This window comes from Pseudomonas sp. Fl5BN2 (genome assembly GCF_009908205.1).
Classification (GTDB): Bacteria; Pseudomonadota; Gammaproteobacteria; order Pseudomonadales; family Pseudomonadaceae; genus Aquipseudomonas.
In genome coordinates this window covers 18,306-31,599 of record NZ_JAAARL010000025.1, presented here as the reverse complement: position 1 = coordinate 31,599, position 13,294 = coordinate 18,306, and the positions used below count along the sequence as shown (strand labels likewise).

Genomic DNA, 13,294 nt, shown 5'->3' with positions numbered 1-13,294 from the left:
CGACTCATGCGCCTTATCAAATTGCTTGCCCTTAGCGCCCCGCTTGCCTTGTTGCTGCCTTTGAGCGCACAAGCTGCCTGGCCCGCCGGTGCACGCGCCGACTACATGAAAGACTGCACCGCAGCGGCGAGCCAGAGCGTCGACGTTAAAAGCGCCGAAAAACATTGCGCCTGTGGTGCCGACAAGCTGAATGAAAAATTCACCACTGAGGAAATCAAGGAGCTGATGAGCAAAACCAAGCAGCCTAGCGCCGACCTGAGAACCAGAGCGCTGGACGCCATCGCTGCTTGCCGAGTGGTCAAATAACCCACCCATACTCGAAACAGACTGCGCCAACGCGTGACAAGCGAGCTTAAAATGCGGCTTTTTTCACAATTTACGCAGCTTTTACGGGTTTTTTTATCACCGTATATTTTCCGTGAAAGCCCTTTAAACCGGGGCCTTCAGCCGTTCAAGACAGTAAAAAACATGGATACATCGGGCAAACAGTGCCCACAGGGGGCTCCCAAGCCGAACATTTCGACTATGATAGCTCGGTGTGCCCAGTTGGCCTGAGCAGCACAGCACTACTGAAAATATATGTTTCTTGGAGATACACCATGTCTAATCGCCAAACCGGCACCGTAAAATGGTTCAACGATGAAAAAGGCTTCGGCTTCATCACTCCTCAAGGTGGCGGTGACGACCTGTTCGTACACTTCAAAGCTATTGAAAGCGACGGTTTCAAAAGCCTGAAAGAAGGCCAAACCGTTTCCTTCGTGGCTGAGAAAGGCCAAAAGGGTATGCAAGCTGCACAAGTTCGCCCTGAGTAAATCTCAGCGAGCTTAAAAAACCCCGTCCATGTGACGGGGTTTTTTGTGGGCAACAAAAAGCTTCAACCCTCAGCCACAGTTGACCCGAGTCACCACCAGGCCGGCGTCAGTATTGAGGTTCAGGCGATCGGAGCGGTATTCCAGGGTGATCATGTCATTAGGCTTGAGGAACCTTGCATACTGCGCTCCAGCACGAGTACGGGCCTGTTCAAGCAACTCGGGAGAGGCCTTCTTGCCGACGGCAAACTCAGCGCCTGTTGCTTCACAGCGAGTGTGCAAGGGCTCAGCAGCCACAGGCTCCTTTGTCGACCCGGCGGTGCTGCATCCACTGAGTACAATGGCGGCCAACAACGTTCCGAATGAAGCGAGCTTCCAAGGCATGAAGCCTCCTTTTCAAAAATAAGCAGAGATCGTGCGACAGCTGATTTGGGTTTTGGTTTCAAAACAAAATGGCCATTTGCCCTATTGATCGGGCAGCGGACAAGTCTGCCTCAGCCATCGCAACACTTTCACAGGACAATCGTCACTGAATATGAACAGCACTCAATAGATATCGATGTAGTCGAACGCCGGCTTTGGCCAGTTCTGCTTGAGCGCATTGAAAATCTGCATGACCCAGACCTCATCGCTGGCCGCCACCAACCCAACATAACCGGATCCCGCAGCCCAGGTCTCCAGGCGAAACAACAACCCTTCAATCTCGACACCGCCGACTACTCCCGAAGAGATATAGGCAATCCCGGTTCTGGTCACACGCAACTGGGTGTGCACATTGTCGCTGGCTGATGCCAGAAGCTGGCGCACCGCGTCCAAGGTCAGGGCGTCAGGCTGGTTCAAATCGATTTGCACACGAGCTTCCTTGAGCACAGAAAAAACAGCAGTGTCGCATAGCCCCCTGCCTGATGCCTAAGTCGGAGTGCCAAATGCCCAGCAACATGGTTAACTCTGCGGCGCTACAAGTATCCGCCCGGGCCCGTCCCGGCGACCGCCCCATCCGAATTCGTGAGACTTTCATGGCCACCGTGAGTATCGACGCCGACATCAAAGCCAAATGGCCCCAGGGCCAATGCTCCTATAGTCCGGGGAGCCCGGAGGAGTTGGCGATCATTGGCATAGACCTGCTGGTCAAGGAGCTGGGAACCCAGTCCGCCCGAGCATTCATTGAACAGGTATTCGAGAAGTATCCTGTCGACCACCAGGGTGTACAGGATCTGGAACGGGAGTAGAACCCCGCAGGCCGGTACCTGCGGGGGCGATGCTTACTTGAGGCGAGCCAGGCGCTCGGTGAGCAAATCGAAGAAGCCCTGAGCGTCACCGCTCTCGACCCAAAACACATTCTTCTTCTGTTTCAGGCCGTCATACCAATCCACGATAGTCTGACCAAAGGTCGGACCTTCACGACTATCGATGACCATGTTGGCCTGACGCCCGCTGAACAGCTCAGGCTTGAGCAGGTAAGCAATAACGGTAGCGTCATGCACCGGGCCACCGGGAATGCCGTAGTGCTCCATGTCGCCTTTTACGTACTCATTGAGAATATCGCCTACAACCTTACTGGCGTTGTTGTTCAACGCCGCAATTTTCTGCAGGCGCGCGTCACTGGTCAGTACTTTATGAGTGACGTCCAACGGCAGGTAAGTCAGCTTGACACCACTGTTGAGCACCACTTCCGCGGCCTGAGGGTCGGCGAACAAGTTGAATTCCGCCACCGGCGTAATGTTGCCACCATTGAAATGCGCCCCGCCCATGACCACCACTTCCTTGATGCCTTGAGTGATGTCCGGCGCCTGGACCAGCGCCAACGCGAGGTTGGTCTGCGGGCCGAGCATGGCGATGGTGATGCTGTGGGGCTTGGCCGCACGCAGCGTATCGATCAGGTAATTGACTGCATTGCCCTTGGCCAGGGGCGCCTTGGGTTCATGCACGGTGACACCGGAGATACCCTCCTTACCGTGGATATTCTCCGCGTAAATCGGCGTACGCAGCAACGGTTTGGGCGCCCCAGCGTAGACCGGCACCTCCTCGCGTCCGGCCCATTCACGCGCCAGACGAGCGTTGCGCGAAGTTTTGTCCAGACGCACGTTGCCCGCCACGGTGGTTAGCGCCCGAACGTGCAACTCCTCGGGAGACGCCAAGGCAAACAGCAGGGCCACGACATCATCAGCCCCTGGATCGGTATCGATGATCAGATCAATTTTTTCCGCCCCATGAGCGCCAGTAGCAGTGAGAAGAGACAAGAGCAGCAGACTCCGGGTCCAGTGTTGAAATAGCTGAGCATAGCGGCGCATGGCGCACTCCTTGTGCAAAGTAGGAAAAAGCCGGATAGCGGCCTAGAAGGTCACCCCGGCAATCAGGGCGATATTGCAATACGGTTGGCACTCCCCCGTGCGAATCACTGCACGAGCCTGTCGACTGAGCACCTTGAAATCCTCGTGGCTCAAGAGCTGCCGCTGCCCCAGCTGACCGCCGACGGTCAACGCCTCGAGCGCCGGCAGCGGCGTTGGCCGCTTGAGCAGAATTTCCTCGGCCAGCACATGACGCTCCACCTGCATTTCGCTGAGCAGCACCTTGAGCGTACCGAGAAAATCAGGAACACCATGAGTCAGCGCCAAGTCGATCAACTCGACACCTGGCGGCACCGGCAGGCCGGCATCGCCGATCACCACGATGTCGCCATGGCCCAGGGATGCAACCAAGCGGGACAAGGCAATATTGAGCAACGGTGTTTTTTTCATGAAGGGACAAACGCCTGAACGTCGGACAGCGTGGGAATGGAAGGCTGGGCCCCGGCGCGAGTCACCGACAGCGCTGCGGCAATCTGCCCAAAACGGATCGCCTCGGCCTCGCTCTTGCCGACAGCCAGGGCCGCAGCAAAACCACCAACGAAGGTGTCCCCCGCCGCCGTGGTGTCGATCGCCTTGACCTTGGGCGCCGGAAAATGCTCGAAACTGTGACCATTGGCAAACAGTGAACCCTGGGCGCCCAAGGTAACAATGACCTTGCCAGCACCGGCGGCGATCAAGCGAGTGGCCGCGGCCTCGGCAGCTTCCAGGGAGTCCACCGTCACACCGCTAAGGGCGGATGCCTCGCTCTCATTGGGAATCAGGTAATCGATCGCTCCATACCACTCGCTCGGCAGTGGACCGCTGGCCGGTGCGGGGTTGAGAATCACCGTCTTGCCCAGCTCACGCCCGCGCTTGAGGGTGTAGCCCACCGTCGCCAGAGGCACTTCGAGCTGACAGATGATCACCTTGGCCTCCTGCAACACCGTATCGAAACCAGCGACTTTCTCAGGACTGAGCAGACCATTGCCGCCAGCGACGATGACAATCGCATTCTGACTGCTGTCGTCCACCACAATCAGGGCCACACCACTGGAACCCTCGACCCTACTCACAGCCTGGCAATCGATTCGCTCGGCGAGCAACGCATGGCGCAATTGCTCGCCATAGGCGTCATCACCGACACAACCAACCATCGACACCTGCGCCCCCAGTCGGGCCGCAGCCACCGCCTGGTTGGCACCCTTGCCACCGGACACCGTGGCAAAGGACTTGCCAATCAGCGTCTCACCCTCTCGGGGCAGGCGCTCGGCCCGGGTCACCAGGTCCATGTTGAGACTGCCCACTACCGCTACTTTTGCTGGCATACATCGACACTCGATCAATTGGGTTCAACGGTATTCGGCAAATGCGCCACTGAACGGCGCAGTTGATTCACGCAAGACAATATTCGGCGTAACGATGCGCTGATCGATCGGCAGATCCCGGCTGGCAATGCGCCGCAACAACAACTCTGCCGCGGTCTCCCCCAACTGCAGGATCGACTGGCCGACCGTGGTCAGCGCCGGGTAGACATAACGGCTCATGAGGATGTCGTCGAAACCGATCACTGACAGCTCGCTGGGCACGCGGATATTGCGCTCCGCAGCCGCTCGCAACACGCCGATGCCCATCATGTCGTTAGCCGCAAAAATCGCGCTCGGCGGATGGCTGTCGAGCAACTGCGCCGCCGCGCGATAACCACCCGTGCTGCTGAAATCACTTTCCAGGACGCGCCCTCCAGACACTTCAACACCGGCCTCTTGCAAGGCCTGGCGAAACCCTGCCAGACGCATCTGCGCCACGCTGGTATTGGCCGGCCCACCGATGCAGGCGATGTCCCGATGCCCCAGCTCCAGCAAGTGCCGAGTCGCCAGATAAGCGCCGTACTGGTGATCGATACGCACCAGATCGGCATCCACCCCTTCCAGACCGCGGTCGACAATCACCATCGGCGTGCGCACGCCAGCCAGACCCTGGGCCAAGCTAGTGTCGCCACCGGCCGAGGTGACGATCAACCCATCGATACGCTTCTCCAGCAGCACTCGCAGATAGTTGCGCTGCTTCTGCGGGTTGTCATCGGAGTTGCAGAGAATCACGCAGTAACCGTTGCGTTCGCAGTAATCCTCGATTCCCCGAGCCAACTCGGCAAAGTAAGGGTTGAGGCTGTTTGGCACCAGCAGGCCGATGGTCGCCGTGGTCTTGGCCTTCAGCGAACGCGCCACCGCACTGGGCACATAGTCCAGGTGCTTGATCGCGGCCTCAACCTTGACCCGAACCTCTTCGCTGACGGGGCGCGTCTTATTCAGCACATGGGACACGGTGGTATAGGAAATCCCTGCCAGCGCCGCCACATCCTTGATTGTTGCCATGAATCAAACCCGCCGATTGGCGCGCTGGCTGCGATAGGTGTCCAGCACCACGGCAATCACGATGACTGCACCGGTGATGATGCGCTTGGTCGGCTCTGATGCACCGATTTGCGCCAGACCTGCAGCCAGCACGGAAATAATCAAGACGCCGAAGAAGGTACTGATCACCGAGCCACGTCCGCCCATCAGGCTGGTGCCGCCAATCACCACCGCGGCGATGACCTGCAACTCCAGACCGGAGCCCGCATTCGGGTCTGCCGCTTCCAGGCGAGAAATTTGAAACAGTGCAGCAATGCCCGCCAACAATCCCATCAGACTGAACACCAGGATCTTGTAGGGCCTGGGGTTGATCCCCGCCAGACGCACCGCCTCTTCGTTGGTACCAATGCCGATCAGATAGCGGCCGAACACAGTGCGAGTCAGCACCGCCTGGGCCAGAAAGATAATCAGCAGGGCAATGATAAACGACGGCGAAATGCCAAAGGCAATTGGATTCGACAACCAGGCGAAAGCATCGCCGATATAAGCCGTGCGCGAGCCAGTCATCTGGTAGGCGACGCCCCTGGCCATCTCCAGCACACCCAGGGACACAATGAATGACGGAATGCGCCAGGCCACGGTGATCGAGCCGGTCACGGTTCCGGCCAGCGCCGCACAGGCCATGCCCAACAACGCCGCAGGCACCACGCTCCAGCCCCAGCCAAGGATCGCCACGCTGACGGTCGAGGCGGCCAGGGCCAGCACCGAACCCACGGACAGATCGATGCCGCCGATAATCAAGACGAAGGTCATGCCCACCGCCAGCACCATCAGGTCGGGAATCTGGTTGGCCAGAGTGCTGAAGGTGTCATAGGACAGAAAGTGGCTGCTGAGCAGGGAGAACAGAATGATCATCCCCAACAGCGCTCCGGCCAGCCCCAGATACGTGCCAAGGCCGTAGTACTGGCCGCCGCGCTTACCCTGTGCAGATGCAGTTTTCATGATGCATTCCTAGGCGCCGCTTCATTGAGCAACGCATCTGGTTTTTGATAGCCGGCAAACGCGGCGGCAAGCAATTCGTCCTGGCTCCAGCTGTCGCGCTCGAAAGTATCGATCAAGCGCCCGGCCGAAAGCACACCGATGCGATCACAGATCAGCATCAACTCCCGCAGGTCGCTGGACACCACCACCAGAGCCTTGCCCTGACGGGTCAACTCGCCCAGCAGGCCATAGATATCGAACTTGGCGCCGACATCGATACCACGAGTGGGTTCGTCGAACAGCAGTACCGAACACTCGCGCTCCAGCCAGCGACCAATCACTACTTTCTGCTGGTTGCCGCCAGACAACTCCGACACCAGCTGCGCCGGGCTGGAACTGCGGATGCGCATGGCATCGATCTGTCGCTGGGCCAGTTGTACCTCCTCCTGAGGCTTGACCAAGCCACTGCTGGAGATCGCCGGCATGTTGCCCAGGGCGATATTGGCGCTGATGGACTGGGTCAACAGTAGCCCCTCGCCCTTGCGATCTTCGGTGATCAGGGCAATGCCATTGGCCACCGCGTCGACGGGAGAGCGAATGCTCACCGGACGGGGTGGTGTGCCCAGGGCAATGCTGCCGCTGTCGGCGGCATCGGCACCGAAGATCAGGCGCAGCAGCTCGGTACGCCCTGCCCCGATCAAACCGGAAATACCGAAGATCTCGCCACTGCGCACCTGGAAGGACACATCGCGGACCTTGTCCGAACGACTGAGATTGCTCACCGTCAACGCCGGCACACCAATCTTGCGTTCGCCCAGGTCGATGTGTTCGCCCAGCTCGCGGCCGACCATCAGGTTCACCAGTTGTTCACTGTTGTAGTTGGCCATTGGCTCGACACAGACCAGGCAACCATCACGCAACACGGCAATACGCTGAGCCACCCGGGCCAGCTCTTCCAGGCGATGGGAGATATAGATGATCGACACGCCTCGGGCCTGCAGGCGAGTGATCTGTTCGAAGAGCATCTCCACCTCACGGGACGTGAGCATGGCGGTCGGCTCATCAAGAATCAGCACATGGCAATCACCAATCAGGTTGCGGGCGATCTCCACCATCTGCTGGTGACCAATGCCCAGCTCGCCTACCAGGGTGTCGGGGTCGATGGCTTCCAGACCGACCTGGGCCATGGCCTCGATCGCCGCTTTGCGCAGCTGCTTGCGGCTGATCCAGCCACCGTTGCTGGGCAGGTTATCGAGGAACAGGTTCTCGGCCACCGACAGGGTTGGCAGCAGGTTCAACTCCTGCATGACCATGCGAATGCCCGCCTCCTCGGCCTGGGTCCGACTGCCGGGGCGATAATCCTGGCCGTTGAACTGCATGTGGCCAGTAGTGGGAGTGACCAGGCCGCCGATGATCTTCGACAAGGTGCTCTTGCCTGCGCCGTTCTCCCCGGTCAACGCCAGCACCTCACCGCGCATCAGCGTCAGGTCGATGCCGGTCAATACCGGCTGCACATAGGTCTTGCCGATACCGCTGACCGAGAGGACAGCGTTCGCAGCGGAAACTGACATAAGAAACTCTCCATACGCTCGCCCGGCCGGGCGAGCGCCGTTGTGCTGCCGGAATGACTACTGGGTGACCAGCTCAACCGGAGTTTCGATCACGCCATTGACGCCACTGTCGACCTTCTCGCCCTTGAGGATCTTCAGCGCAGTCTCGATACCGAATACCGCCTGCTTGGCGGCAAACTGATCGGCGGTGGCCAGGACCCGGCCATCCTTGAGCATCGGCTTGATGGCATTGATGTTGTCGTAGCCCACTACCTGGACCTTGCCGGCCTTGCCGGCCGCACGTACTGCAGAGACCGCGCCTACCGCCATGCTGTCGTTACCCGCCAGCAGCGCCTTGAGGTTCGGGTACTCGCTGAGCATGGCCGAGGCCACCCGGTTGCCAGCGTCGATTTCCCAGTCACCGGATTGCAGCGAAACCACCTTGATCTGCGCGGCGTCCATTGCGTCCTTGAAGCCCGCGGTGCGCTGCTGTGCGTTAGTGGTGGTGGAGACCCCTTCGATGATCCCCACTTCGTCGCCGGCCTTCAGTTGCTTGGCCAGGTACTCACCCACCAGGCGCGCGCCCTTGCGGTTGTCCGGCCCCACGAAAGGCACGCTGATGTTCTTGCTTTTCAGCACACCGGGATCGAGTTGGTTATCGATATTGATCACCGTGATCCCGGCATCCACCGCCTTCTTGATCACTGGCACCATGGCCTTGGAGTCGGCAGGCGCAATCACCAGGGCATTGACCTTGGAAACGATCATCTGCTCGACAATACGGATCTGGTTGGCAGTATCGGTTTCATCCTTGATGCCATTGGACACCAGGTCGAAATCAGCGGAATGGTCTTTCTGATAAGCCTTGGCGCCATCTTCCATGGTCAGGAAGAACTCGTTGGCCAGGGATTTCATGACCAGAGCAACCTTGGGTTTCTGCGGGGTGTCGGCCAATGCCGAAGAGAGAGGAAGCGCAGCGGATGCTGCGGCCAGAACGGCGACAGCGAGTAAACGTCCAGCGAAGGGCAGCTTCATGAATTCACTCCGATCTTATGATTATTGTGAGCAGCGTTCACACGGCAGGGTGAGCAGGTCGTCATCAGCATGGATGAGAGGCCGGTGCCGCACCTTGGGAAGATAGACGATTGTCGTTATCCGAAGGCCGCGCAAACGTTTGCGTAAAACGAACTATGCGAACCTCGCCAGAGTTTGTCAACGCCGATCAGAGTCTGGAAAAAGAAGACAGACAGGGGGAAAAACCCCGCCGCAGGAGAGAAGGAACCTGTCCGCACCGTAGCGTCGAACAGGCTCTGAGGGTCATGCGGTGGTGTTTACCAGGCCACCCGAGGAGGAGGATTCCTTGGCCAGCTCACGAACCAGATTGCCCGATACCTCTGCCAGGGCCCCGGTGGTTCCTGAGATCTGCCCTTGAAGCCCCATGACCACGGTCTGCTTGGCTTCAGGGGTCGGATAGTCGGCGGCCTGGGCGGCAGCCAGTTGCTCTTGCTGCTGCTTGAGCAGCTCCTGCAACTCTTGCATGCGCTTGAGCAGCATCTTGACGACGATACTCTGATTATCTCCACCCGAGCCTGCGGCTTCGGACGTTTCGGCCTGCTTGCCGGAACCAGCCCGGAGGGCGCCCGACTCATCGGTGCCCAGCGCCGTGGACGCCTCCTCAGCAGCGGCGTTACTCAATGCATCAATGATCGCCGGCGACTTGCCATTGATCAGAATCGCTCCTGCGCCAGGAAATCCGACTGACAGAGACATGTGAACTCCCGAAAAAAAGATCCTGTCGTGTCATCGACCGCTTCAAGACATTCTTTAATCGATGACCGTGAAGCCTTCCGTTGCACCGCCGACAAGCATTTTCGGATTGCCGAACGCCTACAGATGAAAACGTTCGGAAATCCGGACGAACATTTGTTATTTAAAGCCAAAAACAGAAATAAAATTGATATAAATCAGTAACTTAAAATACTTATCAGACCAAGGTAGCGCTGGTACAAATCCTGCTCAACCCTCACCGCCCCGCCGCATACAGATCTGCAGCCAGGGTGTTTCTAGATGAACCTGCATCAGCACTGTCTCACTACTAGAGAGAAAATAATGAAATCTGCCTTCAAAACCTTCGCTCCGGGCGCTTTGGCCCTCCTCCTGCTTCTGCCAGCAGCGCTGCAAGCCAAAGAAGCTGAAACCCAACAGAAACTCGCCAACGTCGTGGTTCTCGCGACTGGCGGCACCATCGCCGGTGCCGGTGCCAGCGCTGCCAACAGCGCCACTTATCAAGCCGCCAAGGTCGGCATCGAACAACTGATCGCTGGCATCCCCGAGTTGAGCCAACTGGCCAACGTGCGTGGCGAGCAGGTCATGCAGATCGCTTCGGAAAGCATCACCAACGAAAACCTGCTGCAACTGGGCCGTCGTGTCGCCGAACTGGCCGACAGCAAAGACGTCGATGGCATTGTCATCACCCACGGCACCGACACCCTGGAAGAAACCGCCTACTTCCTCAACCTGGTGGAAAAAACTGACAAGCCAATCGTGGTTGTCGGCTCCATGCGTCCAGGCACTGCGATGTCGGCTGACGGCATGCTCAACCTGTACAACGCCGTCGCCGTGGCCGGCAGCAAGAGCGCACGCGGCAAGGGTGTGCTGGTAACCATGAACGACGAAATCCAGTCCGGTCGCGATGTCAGCAAGATGATCAACATCAAGACAGAAGCGTTCAAGAGCCCATGGGGCCCGCTGGGCATGGTGGTAGAAGGCAAATCCTACTGGTTCCGCCTGCCTGCCAAGCGTCACACCATGGACTCGGAATTCGACATCAAGAACATCAAGAGCCTGCCCGACGTAGAAATTGCCTACGGTTATGGCAACGTCAATGACACTGCTTACAAAGCCCTGGCTCAAGCCGGTGCCAAAGCCATCATCCACGCCGGTACCGGCAACGGTTCGGTGTCTTCCCGCGTAGTGCCGGCCCTGCAGGAACTGCGCAAGAACGGCGTGCAGATCATTCGCTCCTCCCACGTCAATGCCGGCGGTTTTGTCCTGCGCAACGCCGAACAGCCTGACGACAAGTACGACTGGGTCGTGGCTCACGACCTGAACCCGCAGAAAGCCCGCATCCTGGCCATGGTCGCCCTGACCAAGACACAGGACAGCAAAGAACTGCAGCGCATGTTCTGGGAATATTGATTGCTCCTGCTCGACCGGCCCCGGTCGAGCACGCTTCAAACCACTCGCCCCTCGGGCGGGTGGTTCCAGCGTCACCGCCGATGGTTTCGCTGCACCCTCCCGCGATAAAAAATTACTTCCCCCTCGAGAAAAATGCATAAAGCGTTGTCAGAGGAACTTCTTGAATTTTAAGCAGTTGCGAAATGCCCTACAGTTAAATACTGTATGCACGTACAGCTTATTAAGGATTGTTCCGTGGCCACCCCCCAAACGCCCCTCAGCTCCTACGAACGCCTGGGTGTACGCATCCAGAAAATCATCAACTCCCCCACCGCCCAGAAAGCCAAGGCGGCCTTGATCTTCCGCCTCGCCGACGAGCCGCAGGATGAGTGGGAGCGCCTGCTGGAGGAGATCGCCGAAAACGACAACGTCACCCTCGCCTATCGCGATGACGGCGGCGTGCAGATTTTCTGGGTTGTGCCGAAGGAAGATTGAACTGATGAGTGTTCGTTGTTTTGCCATCTTATTGCTTTTGCTTGCCTGCACCGCCCAAGCCGACGCCCCCCGCACCTTCAGTGAAGCCAAAAAGGTCGCCTGGAAGCTCTATGCCCCTCAATCCACCGAGTTCTATTGCGGCTGCAAGTACAACGGCAACCGGGTGAACCTCGCAGCCTGCGGCTATGTTCCACGCAAGAACGCCAAGCGCGCAGAGCGCATCGAGTGGGAACACATAGTGCCGGCCTGGCAGATCGGCCATCAGCGCCAGTGCTGGCAACAAGGCGGCCGCAAGAATTGCACACGCACCGATTCGGTCTATCAGCGCGCCGAGGCCGATCTGCACAACCTGGTGCCGAGCATCGGCGAAGTGAATGGCGATCGCAGCAATTTCAGTTTCGGCTGGCTACCGGAGCAATCGGGCCAATATGGCTCGTGCCTGACTCAGGTGGACTTCAAGGCCAAGAAGGTCATGCCCCGCCCTTCGATTCGCGGGATGATCGCGCGCACCTACTTCTACATGAGCAAGCAATACGGCCTGAACCTGTCGAAGCAGGATCGACAACTATTCGAAGCCTGGAACAAGACCTACCCGGTGCAGGATTGGGAGCGCCAGCGCAATCAGAGCGTGGCCTGTGTAATGGGCCGCGGTAATCCATTCGTCGGCACGGTCAACCTCAAGGCCTGCGGCTGACCCGGAATCGCCCGCCGGGCACGGGCAAGACTCGGCATTGCAAAAACAGCCTTACTGCGCGACTCGATGCTCGATGACCGTCGCGTTGATATCGCGCTTTTTAGCCTTGACGAGTTTCTCGGCCACCTCGGCCCTCTTCGCCTCAGCTTCGGCCTGGGAGGAGAATGGGCCAACCAGGACCCGCCGCTTGCCATCCACCGTGTCGACACTGGAAATAATCCCGTGCTCGATCAGCCACCCAGTCAGGTCACTCACTGCCAAGGGTAGTTCGCTGCCCACCAGCACGTCCCACTGCGGCGCTGTCGAGACCTCGGCCGGTTGAACCTGTGCTGCCGCTGAAGCGTTCTTGCTCGCTTCGACACGCTTGCCTTCGCCACAACCGGCCAATGCCAACACCGCCATCATCATCGCTACTGTGCGCACAACCTACCCCTCGAAAGTCTGAGGCGGCGATTTTAACACTCTAGATCCGAGAGACCGCGCAACAAAATCAGGACGAAACAGGAAGAATGATATTTATTGCCTCTGTATAGTTGCGCCTTGGGAATTAATAGATCGTCTGCGCGTCAGAAAGAGGCACCCACTCAGTGGAACTTCGCACTAATCTATACCTAAGACCGACCTCTGCACTGTTTGAATCTGGTGCCCTACAAAGCTATCAAGGAGAAGATCATGCTGATACTCACCCGCAAAGTCGGTGAAAGCATAAACATCGGTGACGACATTACGATCACCATCCTCGGCGTCAGCGGCCAACAAGTCCGCATCGGCATCAATGCACCCAAAGATGTCGCGGTACACCGCGAAGAGATCTATCAACGTATACAGGCGGGACTTACGGCCCCGGACAAACGCGAAACTCCTTGAGCACCCTGAGCACCAGCCCTTTGCCTATGCACAATGGCTGGCGCAG

At 58.4% G+C, this 13,294-nt stretch carries 18 protein-coding genes; 7 read left to right on the top strand and 11 right to left on the bottom strand.

Annotation, left to right across the window (positions count from 1 at the left end; all coding sequences use genetic code 11):
- Positions 1-6 precede the first annotated feature (6 nt).
- Both GV819_RS27600 and GV819_RS27595 read left to right on the top strand, forming a co-directional pair.
- Positions 7-306 (top strand): hypothetical protein, encoded by a 300-nt coding sequence (locus GV819_RS27600; protein ID WP_161759207.1) that lies wholly within the window; start codon positions 7-9, stop codon positions 304-306.
- 293 nt (positions 307-599) lie between these two features.
- Positions 600-812, top strand: a complete 213-nt coding sequence (locus GV819_RS27595) for a cold-shock protein (RefSeq protein WP_003179963.1) — start codon at positions 600-602, stop codon at positions 810-812.
- A 69-nt stretch (positions 813-881) separates the two neighbouring features.
- Here GV819_RS27595 and GV819_RS27590 read toward each other — a convergent pair whose 3' ends face one another.
- Positions 882-1,193, bottom strand: a complete 312-nt coding sequence (locus GV819_RS27590) for an I78 family peptidase inhibitor (RefSeq protein WP_161759206.1) — start codon at positions 1,191-1,193, stop codon at positions 882-884.
- Between the two features lie 162 nt (positions 1,194-1,355).
- The gene (locus GV819_RS27585) at positions 1,356-1,661 is read right to left on the bottom strand and encodes a hypothetical protein (protein WP_161759205.1); all 306 of its coding nucleotides are present in this window, start codon (positions 1,659-1,661) and stop codon (positions 1,356-1,358) included.
- A gap of 164 nt (positions 1,662-1,825) precedes the next feature.
- Between GV819_RS27585 and GV819_RS27580 the strand changes: the two genes are divergently transcribed.
- A complete protein-coding gene (locus GV819_RS27580; protein ID WP_161759204.1) occupies positions 1,826-2,038 on the top strand; it encodes a hypothetical protein in 213 nt (70 codons plus the stop codon).
- Between the two features lie 33 nt (positions 2,039-2,071).
- Here the strand turns inward: GV819_RS27580 and GV819_RS27575 are convergent, their stop codons facing one another.
- The 8 genes from GV819_RS27575 to GV819_RS27540 form a co-directional block, all read right to left on the bottom strand.
- Positions 2,072-3,100 carry a nucleoside hydrolase gene (locus tag GV819_RS27575; protein WP_161759203.1) on the bottom strand — a complete coding sequence of 343 codons (1,029 nt, stop codon included), beginning with the start codon at positions 3,098-3,100 and terminating at the stop codon, positions 2,072-2,074.
- Between the two features lie 42 nt (positions 3,101-3,142).
- Positions 3,143-3,547 (bottom strand): D-ribose pyranase, encoded by a 405-nt coding sequence (gene rbsD / locus GV819_RS27570; RefSeq protein ID WP_161759202.1) that lies wholly within the window; start codon positions 3,545-3,547, stop codon positions 3,143-3,145.
- Positions 3,544-4,461, bottom strand: a complete 918-nt coding sequence (rbsK, locus tag GV819_RS27565; RefSeq protein ID WP_161759201.1) for a ribokinase — start codon at positions 4,459-4,461, stop codon at positions 3,544-3,546. The genes rbsD and rbsK overlap by 4 nt, the downstream gene beginning before the upstream one ends.
- A 24-nt stretch (positions 4,462-4,485) precedes the next feature.
- Positions 4,486-5,505 carry a LacI family DNA-binding transcriptional regulator gene (locus tag GV819_RS27560; RefSeq protein WP_161759200.1) on the bottom strand — a complete coding sequence of 340 codons (1,020 nt, stop codon included), beginning with the start codon at positions 5,503-5,505 and terminating at the stop codon, positions 4,486-4,488.
- Between the two features lie 3 nt (positions 5,506-5,508).
- Entirely contained in the window at positions 5,509-6,486 is a 978-nt protein-coding gene (locus GV819_RS27555; RefSeq protein WP_161759199.1) for an ABC transporter permease, read from the bottom strand.
- Complete coding sequence (locus tag GV819_RS27550; protein ID WP_161759198.1) at positions 6,483-8,036, bottom strand: sugar ABC transporter ATP-binding protein; 1,554 nt, start codon at positions 8,034-8,036, stop codon at positions 6,483-6,485. Before GV819_RS27550 ends, GV819_RS27555 begins: the two co-directional genes overlap by 4 nt.
- A 57-nt stretch (positions 8,037-8,093) precedes the next feature.
- Entirely contained in the window at positions 8,094-9,050 is a 957-nt protein-coding gene (locus GV819_RS27545; RefSeq protein WP_161759197.1) for a sugar ABC transporter substrate-binding protein, read from the bottom strand.
- A 282-nt stretch (positions 9,051-9,332) separates the two neighbouring features.
- Complete coding sequence (locus GV819_RS27540) at positions 9,333-9,785, bottom strand: hypothetical protein (RefSeq protein ID WP_161759196.1); 453 nt, start codon at positions 9,783-9,785, stop codon at positions 9,333-9,335.
- A gap of 339 nt (positions 9,786-10,124) precedes the next feature.
- Here GV819_RS27540 and GV819_RS27535 point away from each other — a divergent pair, with 339 nt between their 5' ends.
- From GV819_RS27535 to GV819_RS27525, 3 genes are all read left to right on the top strand, one after another.
- On the top strand, positions 10,125-11,213 hold the full coding sequence (locus GV819_RS27535) for an asparaginase (RefSeq protein ID WP_161759195.1): 1,089 nt from the start codon (positions 10,125-10,127) through the stop codon (positions 11,211-11,213).
- A 204-nt stretch (positions 11,214-11,417) separates the two neighbouring features.
- On the top strand, positions 11,418-11,687 hold the full coding sequence (locus tag GV819_RS27530; protein ID WP_161759194.1) for a DUF1654 domain-containing protein: 270 nt from the start codon (positions 11,418-11,420) through the stop codon (positions 11,685-11,687).
- A 4-nt stretch (positions 11,688-11,691) separates the two neighbouring features.
- On the top strand, positions 11,692-12,381 hold the full coding sequence (locus GV819_RS27525; RefSeq protein WP_161759193.1) for an endonuclease: 690 nt from the start codon (positions 11,692-11,694) through the stop codon (positions 12,379-12,381).
- A gap of 51 nt (positions 12,382-12,432) precedes the next feature.
- Here the strand turns inward: GV819_RS27525 and GV819_RS27520 are convergent, their stop codons facing one another.
- Positions 12,433-12,789, bottom strand: a complete 357-nt coding sequence (locus GV819_RS27520; protein WP_161759242.1) for an SPOR domain-containing protein — start codon at positions 12,787-12,789, stop codon at positions 12,433-12,435.
- A gap of 264 nt (positions 12,790-13,053) precedes the next feature.
- Between GV819_RS27520 and csrA the strand changes: the two genes are divergently transcribed.
- Positions 13,054-13,248, top strand: a complete 195-nt coding sequence (gene csrA, locus GV819_RS27515; protein ID WP_007920550.1) for a carbon storage regulator CsrA — start codon at positions 13,054-13,056, stop codon at positions 13,246-13,248.
- Positions 13,249-13,294: the final 46 nt, after the last annotated feature.

What these genes read in the sequence shown, in the direction of transcription:
- GV819_RS27590 (WP_161759206.1), bottom strand. Translation starts at nt 1,193, where the DNA reads ATGCCTTGGAAGCTCGCTTCATTCGGAACGTTGTTGGCCGCCATTGTA.
- GV819_RS27580 (WP_161759204.1), top strand. Translation starts at nt 1,826, where the DNA reads ATGGCCACCGTGAGTATCGACGCCGACATCAAAGCCAAATGGCCCCAG.
- GV819_RS27555 (WP_161759199.1), bottom strand. Translation starts at nt 6,486, where the DNA reads ATGAAAACTGCATCTGCACAGGGTAAGCGCGGCGGCCAGTACTACGGC.
- GV819_RS27545 (WP_161759197.1), bottom strand. Translation starts at nt 9,050, where the DNA reads ATGAAGCTGCCCTTCGCTGGACGTTTACTCGCTGTCGCCGTTCTGGCC.
- GV819_RS27530 (WP_161759194.1), top strand. Translation starts at nt 11,418, where the DNA reads ATGCACGTACAGCTTATTAAGGATTGTTCCGTGGCCACCCCCCAAACG.
- GV819_RS27550 (WP_161759198.1), bottom strand. Translation starts at nt 8,036, where the DNA reads ATGTCAGTTTCCGCTGCGAACGCTGTCCTCTCGGTCAGCGGTATCGGC.
- GV819_RS27600 (WP_161759207.1), top strand. Translation starts at nt 7, where the DNA reads ATGCGCCTTATCAAATTGCTTGCCCTTAGCGCCCCGCTTGCCTTGTTG.
- GV819_RS27535 (WP_161759195.1), top strand. Translation starts at nt 10,125, where the DNA reads ATGAAATCTGCCTTCAAAACCTTCGCTCCGGGCGCTTTGGCCCTCCTC.
- GV819_RS27520 (WP_161759242.1), bottom strand. Translation starts at nt 12,789, where the DNA reads ATGATGATGGCGGTGTTGGCATTGGCCGGTTGTGGCGAAGGCAAGCGT.
- GV819_RS27560 (WP_161759200.1), bottom strand. Translation starts at nt 5,505, where the DNA reads ATGGCAACAATCAAGGATGTGGCGGCGCTGGCAGGGATTTCCTATACC.
- GV819_RS27540 (WP_161759196.1), bottom strand. Translation starts at nt 9,785, where the DNA reads ATGTCTCTGTCAGTCGGATTTCCTGGCGCAGGAGCGATTCTGATCAAT.
- rbsK (WP_161759201.1), bottom strand. Translation starts at nt 4,461, where the DNA reads ATGCCAGCAAAAGTAGCGGTAGTGGGCAGTCTCAACATGGACCTGGTG.
- GV819_RS27595 (WP_003179963.1), top strand. Translation starts at nt 600, where the DNA reads ATGTCTAATCGCCAAACCGGCACCGTAAAATGGTTCAACGATGAAAAA.
- csrA (WP_007920550.1), top strand. Translation starts at nt 13,054, where the DNA reads ATGCTGATACTCACCCGCAAAGTCGGTGAAAGCATAAACATCGGTGAC.
- GV819_RS27575 (WP_161759203.1), bottom strand. Translation starts at nt 3,100, where the DNA reads ATGCGCCGCTATGCTCAGCTATTTCAACACTGGACCCGGAGTCTGCTG.
- GV819_RS27525 (WP_161759193.1), top strand. Translation starts at nt 11,692, where the DNA reads ATGAGTGTTCGTTGTTTTGCCATCTTATTGCTTTTGCTTGCCTGCACC.
- rbsD (WP_161759202.1), bottom strand. Translation starts at nt 3,547, where the DNA reads ATGAAAAAAACACCGTTGCTCAATATTGCCTTGTCCCGCTTGGTTGCA.